The sequence below is a fragment of the Actinomadura sp. NPDC000929 genome (assembly GCF_040492065.1).
GTDB lineage: Bacteria > Actinomycetota > Actinomycetes > Streptosporangiales > Streptosporangiaceae > Spirillospora > Spirillospora verrucosospora.
Map to the genome: position 1 here is coordinate 13,335 of NZ_JBEUPA010000047.1, position 19,552 is coordinate 32,886.

Below are 19,552 nucleotides of genomic sequence, written 5' to 3' on the forward strand. Positions count from 1 at the left end.
CCACGACACCAATCGGTTGTGGGCAAGGGATTGCGGCTTGCCCCGGTCCGTCGGTCTGAGATCCGAACGCGAACGTTATCCGGGACGTCCTAGTGTTGGGCATCGCGACGACGACTCCGAGGTGGACGTGGAAAACGTGAGCATCGCCGACCTGTGGCACCGGGTGACGGGAACGCAGCCGGATCCGCCGTGGTGGCTGGTGGCCCTTGTCGGCCTCGTGGCGCTCGCCTCGGTGGTGCACGGCCCGACCTGGCGGATGGCGCGCAACACCGTCACGATCGCGCACGAGGGCGGGCACGCGCTGGTCGCGCTGGTCACCGGCCGCAAGCTGGACGGCATCAAGCTGCACTCCGACACCTCGGGCGTGACCGTGTCGCGCGGCAAGCCGCACGGCCCCGGCATGATCCTCACGGCGATGGCGGGGTACGTCACGCCGCCGCTGCTCGGGCTGCTGTTCGCGCTGCTGCTGGAGGACGGCCGCATCACGCTGATGCTGTGGTTCACCCTGGCCCTGCTCGCCGCGATGCTCATCATGATCCGCAACGCCTACGGGGCGCTCTCGGTGATCGTGACGGGCGCGGTGGTCTTCGCGGTGTCGTGGCTGGGCAGCGCCACGGTGCAGGCCGGGTTCGCCTACCTGGCCGCCTGGTTCCTGCTGCTGGCCGGCACCCGCCCGGTGATCGAGCTGCAGCGCATGCGGGCCCGGCACATGGCGCCGAGCTCCGACGCCGACCAGCTCCACCACCTCACCGGCGTCCCCGGGCTCGCCTGGGTGGGCCTGTTCGCCGCCACCGCCCTGCTGGCCCTGCTGGCGGGCGGCGCGCTCCTCATCCCGGACGTCTCGCTGCCCGACCTGCCCACCCCGCCCGGCTTCGGCGGGGTGGGCTGACGCCGGACCGGGCCGCGATGGCGCCGACTGTCCGAGGGCGCCGATAGTTTCGGCTGTGTGAGGGATCGGTGGTCTCGTGAGCAGGTGCTCGGGCTCGCGCCCGACGCGTCGTCCGCCAGGGCGGCGGGCGGCGTCGCCAAGCCCGCCAGGTGGGCGGGGACGGGGTGCGACGGCGAGGCCGTCTGGGGCGAGTGTCAGGGCAGCGGCAAGTCCTCCTACCGGACGTGCGCCGACCTGACCGGCCCGGCGTTCCGGTGCACGTGCCCGAGCCGCAAGTTCCCGTGCAAGCACGCCCTGGCGCTGCTGTTCCTGTGGGCCGACGGCCTCATAGAAGAAGCCGAAGGCGCTGCGGGGGGTGCGGGGGGTCGTCCCCCCGCAGAGGTAGGAGCCGAAGGCGCTCCGGGGGCCGCGGGGGAAGGCGCCGAGGGCGGGTCGCGTCCCGCGTGGGTCGCCGAGTGGCTGGAGGACCGCCGTGAGCGCGCCGGCCGGGCGGCCGAGCGGCGCCCCGCCCCGGCGGCCAAGGCCCGCGATCCGAAGACGGCGGAGCGGCGGGCCAGGCGGGTCGACGACGGGCTCGCCGAGCTCGACCAGTGGCTCCGCGACCAGGTCGCGCACGGCCTCGCCCAGGCGGAGAAGGCCCCCTACCGCCTGTGGGACGACGCGGCGCGGCGGCTCGTCGACGCCCAGGCGGGGGCGCTGGCGGGGCCGGTCAGGGGCCTGGCCGCGATCCCGCGCCGGCCCGGCTGGCCCGGGCGCCTGCTGGAGGAGTACGCGCTGCTGCGGCTGCTCGTCCGGGCCTACCAGCGGCGGGAGGAGCTGCCCGAGGGGCTGCGCGAGACCGTCCGCTCGCGGGTCGGCTTCACCGTCCCGCAGGAGGAGGTGCTGTCCGGCGGGGAGCGCGTGCGGGACCTGTGGTCGGTCACCGGGTCGCGCGACACCGCGCAAGACCTGCTCACCACGCGCAGGGTGTGGCTCCGCGGCGGCCGGACGGGGCGTCCCGCGCTCGTGCTGTCCTTCGCCGCGCCGGGCACGTCCTTGGACGGTTCCCTCGTGGTGGGTATGCAGATCGATGCGGAGCTGGTCTTCTATCCGGGCGCGCAGCCGCTGCGGGCGCTGGTCGCCGAGCGGTACGGGGCGCCGATGCGGGCCGCGCCCGCGGGGACGTCCGTCCGGGGCTTCCTCGACGAGCACGCGGCCGCCGTCGCGCTCGACCCGTGGCTGGACCGCTGGCCCGCGACGCTGGCGGACGTCCGCCTGGCGCGCACCGGAGAAGGAGACCTTTACGTCGTCGACGGCGCCGGAGACGCGCTGCCGCTGCGGATCGGCGATCCGTGGCGGCTGCTCGCGCTGTCGGGCGGCGGGCCGGTCACCCTGGCCGGGGAGTGGCGCCCGCGCGGCCTGCGCCCGCTGGCCGCGTGGCACGAGGACGAGGGGACGGTGGTCCTGTGACCGCCTGGGACGAGCACGTCACCGCCGCGCTGCTGGGCACCGAGCGCCGCGACCCGCCCGTCCTGGCGGAGGCGCCCCCCGACGGCGGCGCCGACAGGGCGGGGCGCCTGCTCGACCAGGCGGCGCTGCTGGCCGTCCGGCGGCGGGCGGGGCGGGTCCCGGCGGGCGCGGCGCCCGAGCCGGTGGCGCTGGCCCCGGTGGAGGACGTCCCGGCGGTGCCGAGGGCGGCGGCGGCCCGGCTGCGGCGGATCCTCGGCGGCGAGCAGATCCGGGTGCTGCCCGAATGGCTGGACGCGGCGGCCGCCCGGGGCCTGCGGGTGCCCGCCCAGTCCCTTCCCGAGCTGCTGGAGCGGGGGCGCAGCGACCGGATGCTGCGGCCCTCGATCGCGCGGGCGTGCGGGCGGCGCGGCGTGTGGCTGGCCCTGCAGAACACCGACTGGGCCTATCTGGTCGGCTCCGGCGACGACCCCGGCGGCGGCCCCGAAGTGTGGGAGACCGGGACGCGCAACCGGCGGGTGGCCTACCTGACCATGCTTCGCGAGACCGAGCCAGAGCGCGCGCGGGAGCTCCTCCGGGGAACCTGGGCCAAGGAGCCGGCGCCCGACCGCGCGGCGTTCCTCGCCACGTTCGGGCACGGGCTCTCCCTCGACGACGAGGAGTTCCTGGAGGCGGCCCTGGGCGACCGCGGCAAGGACGTCCGGCAGATCGCGTCCGACCTGCTGGCCCGCGTGCCGGGCTCGGCGTACGGGGAGCGCATGGCGGCGCGCGCCCGAGCCTGCCTGACCGCCGAGGAGCGCACGGTCCAGGGCCGGAAGCAGACGTGGATCCGGGTGGAGCCGCCGGACGCCCACGACGAGGACATGGCGCGCGACGGCGTCCCGTTCCACCCGACCGGGTCGTTCGCGCCGCGCGGCGGCGGCGCTCCGGTGGGGACGCGCGCCGCGTGGCTGCGCGAGATCCTGGCCCGCACCCCGCTGTCCACCTGGACGGAGCTGTTCGGGCTGCCGCCCATGGAGATCGTGTGCCTGCCCGTCTCCGACTCCGACGGGCGCGACGTCCACATCGGCTGGGCCCGCGCCGCCCTCGGCCAGCGCGACACCGGCTGGGCGCGGGCGCTGCTCAGGGGCGGCGTCATGGTCGACGAGCCGGAGGCCCTCGCCGACCTGCTGTCGGTCCTGCCCGGCCCGGAGCGCGACCCGGCGGCGGCCGACCTGATCCGCTGGGTGGAGGGGCGGCCCGGCCTGCTGCGGGTCCTGGAACGGGTGCCCGGTCCGTGGGCCGGGCCGCTCGCCGCCGCGGTGGTCGAGACGCTGAGCGCGTCGGCCGAGCGCCCCACCCGCCGTGACGAGCACCTGATCACGCAGCTGTGCCGGCTCGCCGACCAGCGGCTCGACCCGGCCGCCGCGGTCCGCCTGGCGGCCCTCGGACCGGCCGCCCCGCGGGCCGTGACCGACCTGGTCGCGACCCTGCGTTTCCGCGACGAGATGCTGAAGGAGCTTGACCAGTGACCGAAGAGGCAGGCCCGGCGGGCCTCGGGGACGGTTCCCCCGCGCCGACCGCGGGCGCCGTGCTGCGGCCGCACGCCGAGCAGGAGCACGCCGCCGAGCTGGCGCGGCTGGCCGAGCACGACGACCGGCCCCGGCCGCCCGGCTGGCGGCTGTCGCCGTGGGCCGTCACCGCGTACCTGCTCGGCGGCGAGCTGCCGGACGGCACGGCGATCACCCCGAAGTACGTGGGGCCGCGCCGGCTGATGGAGGTCGCGGTGGCGACGCTCGCGACCGACCGGGCGCTGCTGCTCCTCGGCGTCCCCGGCACGGCGAAGACCTGGGTGTCCGAGCACCTCGCCGCCGCGATCAGCGGCGACTCCACGCTGCTCGTGCAGGGCACGGCGGGCACGGCGGAGGAGGCGATCCGCTACGGCTGGAACTACGCGCGGCTGCTCGCCGAGGGCCCCTCGGAGCGCGCGCTCGTGGAGAGCCCGCTGATGCGCGCGATGCGGCACGGCTCCGTCGCCCGCATCGAGGAGCTGACCCGGATGCCCTCCGACGTCCAGGACGCCCTCATCACCGTCCTGTCCGAGAAGACGCTGCCCGTGCCCGAGCTGAACACCGAGGTGCAGGCGCGCAAGGGCTTCACGGTCATCGCGACCGCCAACGACCGCGACCGCGGCGTGAACGAGCTGTCCAGCGCGCTGCGCCGCCGGTTCAACACGGTCGTGCTGCCGCTGCCGGAGTCCGTCGAGGACGAGGTCGCGATCGTCGCGCGCCGCGTCGACCAGATCGGCGCCGGGCTGGAGCTGCCCGAGAGCCCGGCGGGCCTGGAGGAGATCCGGCGCGTCGTCACGGTGTTCCGGGAGCTGCGGTCCGGGGCGACGGCCGACGGGCGCACCAAGCTGAAGTCGCCCAGCGGCACCCTCAGCACCGCCGAGGCCATCTCGGTGGTCACCAGCGGGCTGGCGCTGGCCGCGCACTTCGGCGACGGCGTGCTGCGCGCCGCCGACGTGGCGGGCGGGCTCGTCGGCGCCGTCGTCCAGGACCCGGTGTCCGACCGCGTCGTGTGGCAGGAGTACCTGGAGGCGGTCGTCCGGGACCGCCCCGAGTGGCGGGACTTCTACCGCGCCTGCCGGGAGGTCTCTTGAGCCAGGTCGAAGTCTTCGGCATCCGGCACCACGGGCCGGGGTCGGCCCGCGCGCTGCGGGGTGCGCTGGAGGACTTCAAGCCGGACGCGGTGCTCGTCGAGGGGCCGCCCGAGGCCGACGCGATCGTGGAGCTGGCGGGCGACCCGGGGATGGTGCCGCCGGTCGCCCTGCTCGCCTACTCCCCCGCACCCGCCGACGGCGACCGCCGGGCCGCGTTCTGGCCGTTCGCCGAGTTCAGCCCGGAATGGCAGGCGATCAGGTACGCGCTGTCGGCGGGCGTGCCCGTCCGGTTCTGCGACCTGCCCGCCGCGAACCAGCTCGTCGCCGAGGAGGAGGAGCCGCCCGAGGAGGGCATCCGGCTCGACCCGCTCGGCTGGCTGGCGAAGGCCGCCGGGTACGACGACGCCGAGCGCTGGTGGGACGACGTGGTCGAGCACCGCCACGGCGGCCCGTCCCCGTTCCCCGCCATCGCCGAGGCCATGGCGGAGCTGCGCGGCGAGCTCGAACCGGCCGCCCGGGAGGAGCAGCGCGAGGCCCATATGCGCAGGACGGTGCGCCGCGCCCTCAAGGAGGGCCACGAGCGGATCGCCGTGGTGTGCGGCGCGTGGCACGTCCCGGCCCTGCGCGCCAAGGTCCCGGCGAGCCGCGACGACCGGACGCTGCGCGGCCTGCCGAAGACCAAGGTCGCCATGACGTGGGTGCCGTGGACGCACGGGCGGCTCGCCGGCCGGTCCGGCTACGGCGCCGGCGTGCGCTCCCCCGGCTGGTACCACCACCTGTTCGCGGCCCGCGACCGCCCGATCGAGCGCTGGCTGACCGCCGCCGCCCGCGTCCTGCGCGAGGAGGACCTGCACGTCTCCTCCGCGCACGTGATCGAGGCCGTCCGGCTCGCCGAGGCCCTGGCCGCGCTGCGCGGGCGCCCCCTCGCCGGGCTGGACGAGGTCACCGAGGCGACCCGGGCCGTCCTGTGCGAGGGCGCCGAGCTGCCCGTCCGGCTCATCCAGGACCGGCTGGTCGTCGGCGAGCGGCTCGGCGCCGTCCCGGACCGGACCCCGATGGTGCCGCTGCAGCGCGACCTCCAGGCCGAGCAGCGGCGGCTCAGGCTCAGGCCGAGCGCCCTTGAGAAGGAGCAGGACCTCGACCTGCGCAAGCCCACCGACCTGGAGCGCAGCCGCCTGCTGCACCGGCTCCGCATGCTGGACGTGAACTGGGGCGTCCCGTCGGAGAGCCGCTCCAAGGGCACGTTCCGCGAGACGTGGACGCTGCTCTGGCGGCCCGAGTTCGACGTGGAGCTGATCGAGGCGAGCGCGTGGGGCACCACCGTGCGCGGCGCGAGCACCGCCCGCGCGCGGGAGGCGGCCGAGAGCGCCGCCGCCCTCGCCGACCTCACCGACGTGGCCGAGCGCTGCCTGCTCGCCGACCTCGGCGACGCGCTCCCCGCGGTCATGCGCGCCCTCGCCGACCGCGCCGCGGTCGACACCGACGTCGCGCACCTGATGGCGGCGATGCCCGCGCTGGTGCGCGCGCTGCGCTACGGCGACGTCCGCGGCACCTCCACCGGCCCGCTCCGCACGGTGGTCGACGGCCTCGTCGTCCGGGTCTGCGTCGGGCTCCCGCCCGCGATCACCGGGCTCGACGACGACGCCGCCCGCGAGTTCCTCGGGCACGTCGACGCCGTCCACGGCGCCCTGTCCCTGCTCGCCGACGAGGGCCACGTCGAGCGCTGGCGCCGCGCCCTGGAGGGCCTGCTCGGCCGCCCGGACGCCCTGCACGGCCTCATCGAGGGGCGCCTCACCCGCCTGCTGCTGGACGCCGGGCGGCTGCACGACGTCCCCGACCGGATGGCGCGGGCCGTGTCCACCGGCGCGGCGCCCGACCGCGCCGCCGCCTGGGTCGAGGGCTTCCTCGCCGGCGGCGGCCTCCTGCTCCTGCACGACGAGGCGCTCCTGCGGCTCGTCGACGGGTGGATCGCCGGCCTGCCCGCCGACTCGTTCACCGACGTCCTGCCCCTCCTGCGCCGCACCTTCGGCGCCTACCCCGCCGCCGAGCGCCGCGCCATCGGCGAGCGGCTCCGCCGCCGGGGCCGCGCCCCCGCCGGGCGGGACCGGCCGCCGGAGGACGACGTCGACGAGGCCCGGGCCGCCCCGGCGGCCGCCACGGCCCTGCGGATCCTCGGATGGGAGAGCCCCGCATGACGAACGAGAGCGCGACCGACGAGAGCGCGGACGACCGGCTGCGGCGATGGCGGCTCGTGCTGGGCGGCGACCAGGCCGACGGGACCGGCGTGACGCTGGGCGGCGACGACGTCCGCATGGACGGCGCGCTGGAGCGGCTCTACGGGGCCGGCGGCGGCGAGGGGCGGCCGCGGCCGGGGCGGCGCGGCGCCGGGCTCGGCGATTCGGCGCCCTCCGTGGCCCGGTGGCTCGGCGACATCCGCACCTACTTCCCGTCGAGCGTCGTGCGGGTGATGCAGAAGGACGCGATCGAGCGCCTCGACCTCACCCGGCTGCTGCTGGAGCCGGAGATGCTGGACGCGGTCGAGCCCGACGTCCACCTCGTCGGGACGCTGCTGTCGCTGAACCGGGTGCTGCCCGACAAGGCCAGGGAGTCGGCGCGCGCGGTGGTCCGCACGGTCGTGCGCGACCTGGAGCGGCGGCTCGCGCAGAAGACCCGCTCGGCCGTCGGCGGGGCCCTGGACCGGTCGGCGCGGGTGCTGCGCCCGAGGCGGCTCGCCGACGTCGACTGGGACCGCACGATCCGCGCCAACCTGCGCCACTACCTGCCCGACCAGGGCACCCTCGTGCCGGAACGGCTGATCGGGTACGGCAGGCGGCGGCAGGCCGTCAAGCGGGACGTGGTGCTCGCGATCGACCAGAGCGGCTCGATGGCGGCGTCGGTGGTGTACGCCAGCGTGTTCGGGGCGGTGCTGGCGTCGATGCGGTCGCTGCGCACGTCGCTGGTGGTGTTCGACACCAGCGTCGTGGACCTCACCGACCAGCTCCACGACCCGGTGGAGGTGCTGTTCGGCACGCAGCTCGGCGGCGGCACCGACATCAACCGCGCCGTCGCGTACTGCCAGGGCCTGGTGACGCGACCGGCCGAGACGACCCTCGTGCTGATCAGCGACCTGTACGAGGGCGGCGTCCGCGACGAGATGCTCCAGCGGGTCGCGGCGCTGACGGCGTCGGGCGTGCAGGTCGTCGTCCTGCTCGCCCTGTCGGACGAGGGCGCGCCCGCCTACGACCACGACAACGCGGCGGCCCTGGCCGCGATGGGCGTCCCGGCCTTCGCGTGCACCCCCGACGCCTTCCCCGGGCTGATGGCCGCCGCCATCGAACGCCGCGACCTCAAGGAGTGGTCAGAGCGCGCCGCACCGGACCGGTGAGCGCGTCAGACCGGTGAGCGGGACAGGCCGCGGACCAGGAAGAGCACCACCAGGGCGGTCACCAGGGCGTGGCCGGCCAGCGCGGACGGCTGGATCTCGACGAGCGCGCCCCAGGCCGCCCACATCGCGACGCGGGCGACACGCGCGGCCATCACCGTCCCGGCGGCGGCGCGGCTGCCGCGCCACGCCAGGATCACCCCGACCAGCGTGACGACGGCGACGACCGCGAACGACGAGGCGACCACGGGCAGAAGGCCGCCCCGGTGGCCCTCGCTGAGGGACGGCCGGGCGATCAGGATCGCGAGGGCGGCGACGTCCAGCGCGGCGAGAAGGCCGGCGAGGAGCAGGCCGGTCACGACCGCCGGGCCGCGCCGCAGCGTCCGGACGCCGCGGGGCGACCGGGGCAGCGGGCCCGGTGCGGGCGCCGATCCCTGCGTCGGCGCGGGAGCCGGCGCGGGCGAAGGCGGCGCGGGTGAGGCCGGTCCGGGTGAAGGCGGAGCGGGCGCAGCCGTGGACGGGCCGGGCCAGGTCGGCGTCTGCTCCCAGGAATCCGGGGCGGACGCGTCGGCGGCCGGCTGCGGCGCGAGCTCGGCCGCGGGCTCCGGGACCGGCGACGTCGGGCCGGCGAAGTCCTCCGTGAGGAACTCGGGAGGGATCTCCAGGCGGGCGTGCCGCTCGCTCTCGCCGAGCAGCCACAGCAGGACGTCCTCGGAGGTGGGACGGGCCTGCGGGTCCTTGGCGAGGCAGGCGGCGGCGACCTCGGCGAGCGGGCCGGGCAGGGCGCCGAGGTCGGGCGTCTCGTTCAGGATCCGGTACATCACCGCGGGCAGCGGGCCGCCCGCGAAGGGATCGCGGCCGGTGGCGGCGAACAGCAGGGTGCTCGCCCAGGCGAACAGGTCGGCCGACGGCCCGACCCGCCCGGTGAACTGCTCGGGCGCCATGTAGGCGGGGGTGCCGACCACCTGGCTCGTCATCGTCGCGCTCGCGTCGAACGCGCGGGCGATGCCGAAGTCGATCACGCGCGGCCCGTCCGGGCCCATCAGCACGTTCTGCGGCTTGAGGTCGCGGTGCACGACGTTCGCGCGGTGGATCGCCGACAGCGCCGTCACCGAGCTGATCGCGAGGCGGTCGAGCGCCGCGCCGGTGCGCGGCCCCTGGTCGTGGACGAGGGCGCGCAGCGACGGTCCCGGCACGTACTCGCTGACGATGTAGGGGCGGTCGCCCACCACGTCGGCGGCGAGCATCTGCGCGGTGCAGAACCCGGCGACCCGCTCCAGGACGGCCATCTCGCGCACGAACCGCTCCCGCGCGCTGGCGTCGCCGGCGAGCTGGGCGTGCAGCAGCTTGACGGCGACCCGGGACGGCCCGGGGCCCGGCTCGGCGGGCCGGCCGAGGTAGACCGCGCCCTGGCCGCCGGCGCCGATCCGGCCGAGCAGCTCCCACCGTCCGAGCCGGGTGGGATCGGCCGCTGTGAGGGGAACAGGACCCGCCATTCGCACCCTCTCGAAAAAATTGAGCATTCCCGCGGGCACAAAACCGCTCCGCCCGGCATCGAAGAGTATAGGTTCGGCGAGCCCGAAGCGGGAGAAGAGATGCTGCAGATTCGTTCGACGATTGCGCGGTCCAGGCCCGGCGCCGTGCCGCTGGCGGGGTGCGTCGCGGCCCTCGTGGCGGCCGGCGCGCTGACCGGCTGCGGGGACGCCGGCGCGACCATCACGCGGCTGACGGTGGGATCGCCGGGGCCCGACCCGTACACGCTGGTGTCCGGCACCGACAGGGTGGACGTGAAGGCGCGGCCGCAGGCGGGCGGCACGAAGGAGGGGGACGCACCGGGACTCTACGGCGGAACGCGCCGCGCTTCCACCTGCGACAGGGAGCGGCTCGTCGCCTTCCTGCGGACTCATCCCGACAAGGCGCGGGCGTGGGCGCGCGTGCAGGGCATCCCGGTGGGCGACATCCCGCAGTACGTGTCGCGGCAGACGCCGGTGCTGCTGCGCACCGACACGCTCGTCACCAACCACGGGTACCGGGACGGGGAGGCGGTGAGCGACCCCGCCGTCCTTCAGGCCGGAATGGGCGTTCTGGTCAATGGTTACGGAGTGCCCACGGTGAAGTGCAATTGCGGCAATCCCCTCAGTCCGCCCGGCAAAAAGATCTCCACCCGGAACGCGTCGTACAGTGGCCGGTCCTGGCCGGGATTCGAGAAGGGGAATGTCACCCGGGTACAGCCGCGGGATTCCCGTAAGGGACCGATCGCCACTTTCGTCCTTGTCGACCCGGAGGCCACGATGGGATTCGCCCGGCCCCGCGCCACCGGAGGGGCGTCGGACGGGCCGCCGACCGCGCTGCCGCCGGCGGAGACCGAGGTCGTGGCGAGCGACTCGCCCGCGCCGTCCGGCTCGGGCCTGGAGACGCCCGGCGCCGAGTCCCCCGGCACGGAGTCGCCCGGCACCGAGGCGCCCGCGCCGGAGTCGCCCGGCGCGCGGTCACCGGGGACCGAGTCGCCCGGACCGCAGACCCCGGGCCCCGCGCTCTCGTCCCCGTCGCCGGGCGTGGTCACGCAGGACCCGGGTACGGGCGCCGGTGGGAAGGAGGCGCCGGGCGACGAGGCGCACGGGCCCGTCTCCCTGCCGCCGTCGAGGGAGCCCGCGCCCGCGACCTCCTGAGATCGTGCGCTATCTTTGCTCATATGAGCAGTGCTTCAGATGTCATCGCCCCGGACGCCTGCGCCGTCCGGGTGGTCGACGCCGCGAAGGTCGCCGCCGTCTCGGCCTCCCTGCCGGACACGGAGACGATCACCGAGCTGGCGCAGGTGTTCGGGCTGCTGTCCGACCCCGGCCGGCTGCGGGTGATCACCGCACTGCTCGAAGGGGGAGAGATGTGCGTGTGCGACATCGCCGCGTCCTGCGGGCACTCGGAGTCGGCGGTCTCGCACGCGCTGCGCCTGCTGCGCGCCAACCGCGTCGTGCGCGTCCGCCGCGCCGGCCGGATGGCCTACTACCGGCTGGACGACTCGCACGTCCGGCTGCTGCTCGATCTCGCCCTCACCCACGTCGGCCACGGGGAGGAAGGCCCATGATCGGGGACCGCGGGGACACGCCCGGGAAGCGGGGGCACGAGCACGGGGGCGCCCGGCACGGGGGGCACGGCCACGGGCACGGGCACGCCGTCTCCGCCGGCGCCGACCGGCGGCTGCTGACCGGCGCGCTGGCGCTGATCATCGCCTACATGTCGGGCGAGGTGGTCGTCGGCCTGCTCGCCGGGTCGCTGGCACTGATCACCGACGCCGCGCACATGATGACCGACGCGTTCGCGATCGCGCTGGCGCTGGTCGCGATGCGCATCGCCGCGCGCCCGCCGAAGGGCGGGTACACCTTCGGCCTGCGCCGCGCCGAGATCCTCTCCGCGCAGCTGAACGGGCTGACGCTGATCCTGCTCACCGTCTACTTCGTGTACGAGGGGGTCCGGCGGCTGGTCGAGCCGCCCGCGGTGGAGGGCCAGTTCGTCTTCTGGACGGCCCTCGCGGGCATCGCCGTCAACGTCGCGGCGACGATGCTGATCAGCCGGGCGGACCGGCGCAGCCTGAACGTCGAGGGCGCGTTCCAGCACATCCTGAACGACCTGTTCGCGTTCGTCGCGACCGCGGTCGCGGGCCTGGTCGTGTGGACGACGGGCTTCGCCCGCGCGGACGCGATCGCCTCGCTGGTGGTGGCCGCGCTGATGCTCAAGGCCGGGTACCGGCTGCTGCGGGACGCGGGCCGGGTGCTCATGGAGGCCGCGCCCGCCGGGATCGACCCGTCCGAGCTCGGCGCGCGGCTCGCCGGCCGCCCGTGCGTCGAGGAGGTCCACGACCTGCACGTGTGGGAGGTCAGCTCGGGCTACCCGGCGCTGTCGGCGCACGTGCTCGTGGACTCCCAGGGCGACTGCCACGCCGTCCGCCGCGACCTGCAGGAGCTGCTGCGCGACGCCTACGCGATCACGCACACGACGCTGGAGGTCGACCACGTGGCCGAGCCGTCCGGCGGCGGCCACGTCCACTGCGACGACGCGCACGGCCCCCGCCATGTGGCGGAGGCCGCCGAGCCCCACGAGCACGCGGGCGGCGCGCCGTGCGACCACTAGGGCCGCGCGGGCGCGCCGCCCCGTGATCAGCGGGCGGTGCAGGCGGCGCCGTTCACCGTGAAGGCGCTCGGGGGCGGGTTCGCCCCGCCGCTCGATCCGTTGAAGCCGATCGTCACCGAGCCTCCCGGCCGGATCGTCCGGTTCCAGTCGAGGTTGCGGGCGGTCACGTCCGGGCCGCTCTGCGACCAGGCGGCGTTCCAGCCCTGGGTGACGCGCTGCCCCGCGCCGAACGCGAACTTCAGCGCCCAGCCCTCGATGGGCGAGGTCCCGGTGTTGGCGACGGTGACCTGCGCGGTGAAGCCCGTCCCCCACTGGCTCTGCACCGAGTACCCGGCCGCGCACGCCGGGGCGGCCGGGCCGCCGCCCGCCGGGATCTCGACCAGCGTGATCGAGGACGCGGGGAACGCCGAGGTGAACCCGTCCGCTCCCACCGCCACGTCCGGGGCGCGGACGATCGCGGCCGGGTCGGCGCCGCCGTACCGGTAGACGCGCCCCGCCGCCGAGCCCGACCGCCCGGCGATCGAGACGGTGCTGGTGAGGTCGTCGGTGAGCGACTTGTTCACGATCATGAGGGTGAGCGCCCCGTCGGACGCGCGCTCCGCCGCGTACACCGCGAGCCTGCCCTGGTCGGCGCTCGACGCGCGGACGGACGTCTCGCCGAACGAGGCGCCCGCGCCGTCGTAGTTCCGGTACATGCGGAACGCGTAGGCGCCCGGGTCGGACGCGCCCGGCGGCGCCCACAGCGTCGCCAGGTCGAGCCCCTCGCGGCCGAAGATCCCGAGGACGTCCGCCTGGGCCAGCGCGCCGTTCAGATGGCCGAGCGCGCCCCAGTTGTACTCGGTGATCGCCAGCTTGGTGCCCGGATAGTTCTGGTTCACGAGCTCGCGCATCCGCGGGATGTAGTTGATCGGCTGGCCGATCCAGCTCTCGTCGGTGTAGGCCGGGTCCCACAGCTGCCGGGTGGAGCGCAGCCGGAGCTCCTGGGTCGCCGCGTCGCCGGGGTCGGCGGAGGACACCCCGGCCTGCTGCGGGTAGATGTGCTCGTCGAAGTAGTCGAGGATGCGGGTGCCGTGCTCCTGCTCGTAGGCCTTCATCTGCCGCAGGTACCAGTCGGCGAACGGGACGCCGCCGTGCGCCGCCCGGTCCGGCGGGTTCGACCAGCAGTCCCCGCCCTCGCGGTCGCAGGTCTGCTTGTCCAGGCCCGACATCGTCAGCGACTGGAAGCCCCAGCCGACCGGGCCGAGCGTCCTGGCCCCCGGGTCGGCGGCCTTCACCGCGGAGGCGATCGCGTACGTCTGGCGGCGCATCTCGTCGTAGCCGGCGCCGTCCGGGTGCACGTCGCGGTGGGTGGCGTGCCAGAGGTCGGGCTCGTTGTCGAGATCGTAGAAGCGCACCCCGCCGTCGTCCGCCCGGCCGTACTTGCCGGTCAGGTGGGACAGCCAGTCGGTGACGTACCGGGGGCCGGCCGGGACGCTGGTGTCGGCCGGGTCGTTGCCCGTGACGTTCGAGCCGTCCGGCTTGACCCCGTTGCCGCAGTCGGGCCGCCACTGGGCGTCGGCGCCTTGCTGCGGGCCGTACTTGGCGATGCCGAACCCGCAGGTGTAGTCGCGGCCCTTCGGCGTCCAGCCGATCAGCGGGACGGTCAGGAGCGTGCCGGTGCCGGTCCGGCGGTCCTGCTCGGTGAACTGGTCGGTCTCGGATCCGTCGGGGAGCTTCGCGGGGTCCGGCGCGGGGCCGGGCACGTTCTCGAAGTACCAGTCCGAGCCCCGGTTGGTCTCATCGAAGAGATAGTTGTAGCGCGTCGTCGCGTTGCCGCCCCACCGCCGGACGGGGAGGCGCAGCTCCTTGGCGAGTTCCTCGGACGCGAAGTTCATCCCGTACACGTAGGGGCTGATCGCGTGCCGGGACGCGGACGGGTCGACGGTCAGCGCGGGCCCGTCCGCGGCCTGTGCCGGGGGCGCGGCCCACGGCAGGAGCGCGGCGGCTGCGGCGACGGCGAGCCAGGCCTTCCTGGTCATGTCACACCTCGCATGCCTTGTCGTTCACCTCGAACGCGGCGGGCGCGCCGCTCGCCGCGCCGGTCGCCTGGAACCCGACCGTGAGCGAGGCGCCGGGCGCGACCGAGGCGTTCCAGTCGAGGTTCTTGGCCGTGACGGCGGCGCCGCTCTGCGACCAGGCCGCGCTCCACCCCTGGCCGACCTTCTGGTCGCCGGGGAAGGCGAACTCCAGCGTCCAGCCGTTCAGCGCCGAGGACCCGGTGTTGGTGATGGTGACCTGGGCGGTGAAACCGCCTGACCAGCTGTTCTGCACGGTGTAGGCGACCTTGCACGACGTTCCCGGCGTGCCCGGGTCGCCGGGGTCGCCGCCCGGGTCGCCCGCGCCGAGCAGGTAGGGGTCGAGGTAGGCCTGCTTCGTCGTGTTGACGGTCGTCCAGTCGTCGTTGAGGATGCCGCCGGTGTCGCCCGAGTTGGGGTTCCACGACCAGAAGGTGAAGGAGACGCCGCCCGTGCCCTTGCCGAGGTAGGCCATCAGGGTGCGCAGCCACGTCTGGTCGCGCGGGTCCCTCAGCGTCGTCCCGAACTCGCCGAGCAGGACCGGCGCGACGTTGTTCTTGTAGAGGTAGCCCCAGTTCTTGTCCCAGATCCCGGCCAGGTTGGACGGGAAGGACGGGTCGTCGAACCACGGCTGCGGGTACACCGACGTGGCGTAGTCGTGGGCGGAGTACACGAGCCGGTTCGCGACGTTCAGCCGCACGGGGTACTGCGCGGCGCCCTGGAGGTTGCCGCCCCACCAGTAGTTGTCGCTCCCCTGGTCGTTGACGCCCTCGACGATGATCAGCCAGTTCGGGTTGGCCGCGAGGATCGCGTTGCCGGCCCGCTCGGCGGCCAGCCGCCAGTCCCTCGACTGGTCGCCGCAGCCCCAGCACGCCGGGGAGTGCGGCTCGTTGTGCAGGTCGGCCCCGATGACCGTGGTGTCGCCCGCGTAGTGCCGGGCGAGCATCGTCCAGTCGGAGATCCAGCGCGACTCGGGGTAGGCGGCGGTGTACCAGAGCGCGGACTGGCCGCCGGAGTCCGGGCGGTGCCGGTCGAGGACGACCTTGAGCCCGATCCGCCCCGCGTAAGCGATGATCTTGTCCAGGATCTGCAGCCCGTTCAGCCCCTGCAGGTCGGGGTTCTTGGAGTAGTCGATGCTGTTCGGCGTGCTGCCGGAGTCGAACAGCTGGCTGCTGTAGGGCAGCCGCAGCGTGTTGTACCTCAGGCTCTTGATCTGGTCGAGCATGTCCTTGTAGCCGCGCGACCAGAGGCCGTGCGGCGCGTAGTTGGACGTCTCGGCGCCGAACCAGTTGACGCCCGTCATCCGCACCGGCTGCCCGGCGGCGTCGAGCAGTTGCCGGCCGCTGGTGTGCCAGTAGCCGGCGCCCGCCGCGCGGGCGGGGCGCGGCGCGGCCTGGACTAACGCCAGCGCCAGCAGCACGGCCACGATGATCGGGACGAGGCGGGTCCGCCGGAGTCTCACGGTCACGGTCGTTCTCATACGGGGTCCTCGATCGACGGGGTGGGAGCGCTCCCACAGTCGGCCGCGGCACCCGGCCTGTCAAGGACGGCTCCAGCCGTCCCGCGCTGACCAGGCACCCCGCGTGAAAACCCGTGAAAAAAGACCGGCCCCGCCCGGGGGGCGGGACCGGTCTGCTTAATCAATCAACAAGGGCCGTTCGTCAGTTCCGCTAGCCCCGCTCGACGCCGAGGTTCTTCGCCACCTCGTCGATGACCTCGTTGAGGTCCTCCTCGGAACCGCTGACCACGGGCTGCTTGTCGGCCCAGTCGTCGCGCTTCTCCGGCAGTTTGCCGCCAGCCATATCGATCACTCCATCTCGTTTTATCCCTCACAAAAGGTCGAAGCATTGACTCCGACCACACCGGAGACAGTCCGCGATGCCCGGGACGCCGCAACAGCGGTGTGCCGGCTAGGAGAGGGCGAACAGGTCGGCGGGGCCGTGCCAGCAGACCGTGCGCAGCCAGTCGTCGCCGAGGCCGAGCGCGGCCAGCGACTCCAGCTGGTGCGCGTACTCGTAGGGGATGTTCGGGAAGTCGGTGCCGAGCAGGATGCGCCCCTCCAGGCCGAGGTCGCGCAGCCGGGGCAGCAGCGCGTCCGGGAAGGGCGCCAGGGCGGCGAAGCGGGTGAAGATCATCGTCGTGTCGAGGCGGACGCGCTCGTGGGCGTCGGCCAGGGCGAAGAAGCCCTCGAACTCAGGCGCGCCGAGATGGGCGACGATCGCCGTCAGGCCCGGGTGGCGGGCGAGCACCTCGCCGAACGGGCCGGGCCCGGTGAAGCCGTTGGCCACCGGCCCGGAGCCGGCGTGGACGAGGGCGGGCACGCCGGCGTCGGCGAGCATCCCCCAGACCGCGTCCAGCTCCTTGAGGCGCGGATCGAAGCCGCCGACCTGGAGGTGGACCTTGAAGACGCGGGCGCCCGCGTCCAGCGCGCGGCGCACGTACTCCTCGACGCCGGGCTCGGGATAGAAAGTGGCGGACTGGAGGCACTCGGGGACCCGGGCGGCGAACCGGGCGGCCCACTCGTTCAGGGACTCGGCCATTCCGGGCCGGTGCGGGTAGGCGAGCGAGGTGAACGCGCGGACGCCGAGCCCGCGCAGGAAGTCCAGCCGCTCCTGCTCGGAGTCGCGGTAGCGGATGGGCCACTCGGTGCCGATCAGCGGCCCGGCCTCGTCGAAGTAGTCCCACACCGCGCTCATCAGGCGCTGCGGCATGAAGTGGACGTGGACGTCGATGATGCCGGGCAGCCCGAGCGACCGCCAGAACGCGGGGACAGCTGAATCAGAACGAGGTTCGGCCACGCCCCGACCCTAGCCGCTCAGGTGATCTCGGCGAGCAGGGCGGGCAGCGCGGCCCGCAGCTCGCGGCGCCAGTACGGCCAGGTGTGGGTGCCGCGGTAGAAGTGCGTGGAGACGGGGACGCCGAGCTTCTTCAGCTTGCCCGCGAACTCGCGGGAGACGGTGTGGGCGAGGGCCTCCAGCGCGTCGTGCGGGACGGGGTCCCGCCCGCCCCGGCCGGGGTGGTCGAAGGGGCCGGGGGCGCCGTCCCCCGCACTGACGTGCACCCGGACGCCCGCGAGGCGCCCGGCGAGGTCGTAGGGGTTGTGCTGGCGCCACACGACGCGCTGCTCGTCGGGGTCGCCCCACACGTCCGTCCAGTCGAGGGACGGCGCGCCGATCGCGACGCTCAGCTCGACGAGGTCGGCGACGTCGAGACCGGCCGGGTCGCGGTGCAGCGTGTGGACCGGCCCGCTGAACGACGCCGCCGCCCGGAAGAGGCCCCGGTGCCTGGCCGCGTACGCCAGCGCGCCGAGCCCGCCCATCGCGTTGCCGGCGACGGCGCGGTCCGGGCCCGCGCGGTATCCGCGCTCCAGGATCTGCCGCAGCTCGGCGAGGTGGAAGGTCTCCCACTTCGGGGCGCCGCCGCCGCCGCGGTTCCACCAGTCGGTGTAGCTGCCGCACGGGCCGCCGTCCGGCATGACGACGATCACATCGGCGTCCTCGGTCAGCTCCTCGATGTCGCTGTGCTCGCTCCACGCGGTGTGGCCGTCCCGGCCCGCGGAGGCCCCGTGCAGGAGCCAGAGCGCCGGCCAGGTGCGGGAGGCGTCGCGCGACCAGCCGGGCGGCAGCAGGAGGCGGACGTGGACGACGTCCGCCAGGACGGGGGAGCGCACGGCCAGGTCGAGGACGCGGCGGCGCGGGCGGCGCTCGCCGACCACGGCCGCGCCGTCGTCGGCCGGGGCGCCGGGCGGGGCCGTGCCGCCCGCCGCGATGGACGCGGTCAGCCCGGCGACCGCAACGATGAGTCCCGCTCCCGCCAAGCCGCGCAACCGCATGATCTCCCCCGGTCGTCCAGAGGCGCCTGCTGGTAAAGGTTCCCTCTGACGGGAATGTTTCAACGCTGTGTAATCGGTTTATAAAATGTCGGGCCGGGAGTTCCGGTCCACGTACCCTCCAGGGTGGCGCGGACGAAGGGGGCGACCGGAAGAGATGCGGAGCGTCCAGATGCGGAGCAAGGCGGAGCTGGAATCGGCGATCGCGGGCGGCGGGCGCGCGGCGCTGGTGATCAACTCCCGCTCCCGGCGGGGGCGGCGGCTCTACGGCACGGCGCGCCGCCTGCTGCGCGAGGCGGGCCTGGAGTTCCCGCACGTCTTCCCGGTGACCGACCCGGCCCGCCTGCGGGAGCTGTTCACCGACGTCCTCGCCCTGGAGCCCGACCTGGTGGTCGTCGGCGGCGGGGACGGCACGGTCGCCGAGGCGGTCGGGCACCTGGCGCACCGCGACATCGCGCTCGGGGTGCTGCCGCTCGGCACCACCAACAACTTCGCCCGCAGCCTGGAGCTGCCGCTCGACCTGCCGGGCGCGGTCGCGACCCTCGCCCTCGGCCGGCCGGGCGGCGGGAAGGTCGCCGACGTCGACGTGGGCTGGTTCGAGTCGACGGGCGACCCGCAGGGCGAGGGGCCGGGCGCCGACCGCGAGCACATCTTCGCCAACATGGTCAGCCTCGGCCTGTCGGTCGAGGTCGCCGAGCACGTCCCGCACACGCTCAAGCGGTTCATCGGGCGCCCCGCCTACGCGCTGACGGCGGCGGGGCTGCTGCCCCGGCACAAGGCGTTCACCGCCCGCATCACGATCGACGGCGAGACGCACGAGGTCGCGACGCACCAGCTGAACGTCGCCAACGGCGCGCACCACAGCGGGCAGCGCATCGCCCGCGACGCCAGCCCGGACGACCGGCTGCTGGCCGTGTACCGGCTCGGCGACGAGCGGCGGCTGCGGCTGGCGTCGGCCACGGCCCGGCACGTCCTCACCGGCCCGTGGCGGTCGCTGGAGGACGACGCCTTCCTCACCACGGCGAACGTGGAGATCGAGACCGACCCGCCGATGCAGGTGGACGTGGACGGCGAGGTCCGCGGCCGCACCCCGGTGTCGATCAAGCTGCGCGGCAACGCGCTGCGGGTGATCGTCCCCAGGACGTTCGTCGACACCTGACCGGCCGCGGGCGCCGCGGGCGCCCGG

16 protein-coding genes are annotated in these 19,552 nt (G+C 74.9%); 10 read left to right on the forward strand and 6 right to left on the reverse strand.

What is annotated here, in order from left to right; all coding sequences use genetic code 11:
• The first annotated feature begins 127 nt into the window (after positions 1-127).
• From ABWI04_RS18680 to ABWI04_RS18705, 6 genes are read left to right on the forward strand one after another with little or no spacing between them, the layout of a single operon-like run.
• Positions 128-889: a M50 family metallopeptidase gene (locus ABWI04_RS18680; RefSeq protein ID WP_378187843.1), complete on the forward strand. Its 762-nt coding sequence runs from the start codon at positions 128-130 to the stop codon at positions 887-889.
• A gap of 57 nt (positions 890-946) precedes the next feature.
• Complete coding sequence (locus tag ABWI04_RS18685; protein ID WP_353833211.1) at positions 947-2,338, forward strand: SWIM zinc finger family protein; 1,392 nt, start codon at positions 947-949, stop codon at positions 2,336-2,338.
• Entirely contained in the window at positions 2,335-3,846 is a 1,512-nt protein-coding gene (locus ABWI04_RS18690) for a DUF5691 domain-containing protein (protein WP_353833212.1), read from the forward strand. The genes ABWI04_RS18685 and ABWI04_RS18690 overlap by 4 nt, the downstream gene beginning before the upstream one ends.
• Positions 3,843-4,976 (forward strand): ATP-binding protein, encoded by a 1,134-nt coding sequence (locus tag ABWI04_RS18695; protein ID WP_425550322.1) that lies wholly within the window; start codon positions 3,843-3,845, stop codon positions 4,974-4,976. The genes ABWI04_RS18690 and ABWI04_RS18695 overlap by 4 nt, the downstream gene beginning before the upstream one ends.
• Complete coding sequence (locus ABWI04_RS18700) at positions 4,973-7,171, forward strand: DUF5682 family protein (RefSeq protein WP_353833213.1); 2,199 nt, start codon at positions 4,973-4,975, stop codon at positions 7,169-7,171. Before ABWI04_RS18695 ends, ABWI04_RS18700 begins: the two co-directional genes overlap by 4 nt.
• A complete protein-coding gene (locus tag ABWI04_RS18705) occupies positions 7,168-8,361 on the forward strand; it encodes a VWA domain-containing protein (RefSeq protein WP_353833214.1) in 1,194 nt (397 codons plus the stop codon). The genes ABWI04_RS18700 and ABWI04_RS18705 overlap by 4 nt, the downstream gene beginning before the upstream one ends.
• Before the next feature lie 5 nt (positions 8,362-8,366).
• Here the strand turns inward: ABWI04_RS18705 and ABWI04_RS18710 are convergent, their stop codons facing one another.
• Positions 8,367-9,854, reverse strand: coding sequence for a serine/threonine-protein kinase (locus ABWI04_RS18710; protein WP_353833215.1), 1,488 nt, complete (start codon positions 9,852-9,854; stop codon positions 8,367-8,369).
• A gap of 99 nt (positions 9,855-9,953) precedes the next feature.
• Between ABWI04_RS18710 and ABWI04_RS18715 the strand changes: the two genes are divergently transcribed.
• From ABWI04_RS18715 to ABWI04_RS18725, 3 genes are read left to right on the forward strand one after another with little or no spacing between them, the layout of a single operon-like run.
• Positions 9,954-11,027 (forward strand): DUF6777 domain-containing protein, encoded by a 1,074-nt coding sequence (locus ABWI04_RS18715; RefSeq protein ID WP_345182289.1) that lies wholly within the window; start codon positions 9,954-9,956, stop codon positions 11,025-11,027.
• 23 nt (positions 11,028-11,050) lie between these two features.
• Positions 11,051-11,440, forward strand: coding sequence for an ArsR/SmtB family transcription factor (locus ABWI04_RS18720; RefSeq protein ID WP_345182287.1), 390 nt, complete (start codon positions 11,051-11,053; stop codon positions 11,438-11,440).
• The gene (locus ABWI04_RS18725; RefSeq protein ID WP_345182285.1) at positions 11,437-12,483 is read left to right on the forward strand and encodes a cation diffusion facilitator family transporter; all 1,047 of its coding nucleotides are present in this window, start codon (positions 11,437-11,439) and stop codon (positions 12,481-12,483) included. Before ABWI04_RS18720 ends, ABWI04_RS18725 begins: the two co-directional genes overlap by 4 nt.
• 26 nt (positions 12,484-12,509) lie before the next feature.
• Here ABWI04_RS18725 and ABWI04_RS18730 read toward each other — a convergent pair whose 3' ends face one another.
• From ABWI04_RS18730 to ABWI04_RS18750, 5 genes are all read right to left on the reverse strand, one after another.
• Positions 12,510-14,501 carry a glycoside hydrolase family 44 protein gene (locus tag ABWI04_RS18730; protein WP_353833217.1) on the reverse strand — a complete coding sequence of 664 codons (1,992 nt, stop codon included), beginning with the start codon at positions 14,499-14,501 and terminating at the stop codon, positions 12,510-12,512.
• Between the two features lies 1 nt (position 14,502).
• Positions 14,503-16,005 (reverse strand): cellulase family glycosylhydrolase, encoded by a 1,503-nt coding sequence (locus ABWI04_RS18735; protein WP_353833218.1) that lies wholly within the window; start codon positions 16,003-16,005, stop codon positions 14,503-14,505.
• A 202-nt stretch (positions 16,006-16,207) separates the two neighbouring features.
• Complete coding sequence (locus ABWI04_RS18740; RefSeq protein ID WP_345182279.1) at positions 16,208-16,339, reverse strand: hypothetical protein; 132 nt, start codon at positions 16,337-16,339, stop codon at positions 16,208-16,210.
• 108 nt (positions 16,340-16,447) lie between these two features.
• Positions 16,448-17,335, reverse strand: coding sequence for an amidohydrolase family protein (locus ABWI04_RS18745; protein WP_345182277.1), 888 nt, complete (start codon positions 17,333-17,335; stop codon positions 16,448-16,450).
• A gap of 17 nt (positions 17,336-17,352) precedes the next feature.
• A complete protein-coding gene (locus ABWI04_RS18750; protein WP_345182275.1) occupies positions 17,353-18,369 on the reverse strand; it encodes an alpha/beta hydrolase in 1,017 nt (338 codons plus the stop codon).
• 169 nt (positions 18,370-18,538) lie between these two features.
• Between ABWI04_RS18750 and ABWI04_RS18755 the strand changes: the two genes are divergently transcribed.
• On the forward strand, positions 18,539-19,525 hold the full coding sequence (locus tag ABWI04_RS18755) for a diacylglycerol/lipid kinase family protein (RefSeq protein ID WP_345182273.1): 987 nt from the start codon (positions 18,539-18,541) through the stop codon (positions 19,523-19,525).
• The last annotated feature ends 27 nt before the right edge of the window (positions 19,526-19,552 follow it).